This is a genomic window from Pseudomonas sp. HY2-MNA-CIBAN-0224, from assembly GCF_040310285.1.
GTDB lineage: Bacteria > Pseudomonadota > Gammaproteobacteria > Pseudomonadales > Pseudomonadaceae > Aquipseudomonas > Aquipseudomonas helleri.
The window spans coordinates 1-239 of record NZ_JBEOPQ010000876.1; the positions used below are offsets into that span (position 1 = coordinate 1).

At 49.8% G+C, this 239-nt stretch carries 1 protein-coding gene; it reads left to right on the plus strand.

Translation table 11 applies throughout. The features are described from left to right. The coding region (locus AAEZ03_RS28780; protein ID WP_502947996.1) for an HAD family hydrolase at positions 1-239 on the plus strand (239 nt) is incomplete at both ends.

Sequence of the window (239 nt, forward strand, 5' to 3'; positions counted from 1 at the left end):
GATTTGGCTGATGCGACCAATGCGATGCTGACCACGCTCGGCAAAGAGACCTACCCTATTGACAGCATACGTAATTGGGTCGGCAATGGCTCAAGAATGCTGGTCGAGCGCGCGATGGTGGGTAAGGTAGAGGTGTTAGAAGGTGAGTTGACGGTCGAGGAAGCTGATCATGCCGAGCAGGTATTTTTTGAGGCTTACAATAATATTAGCGGTAGCAAAACTGTTGCCTACCCATATGT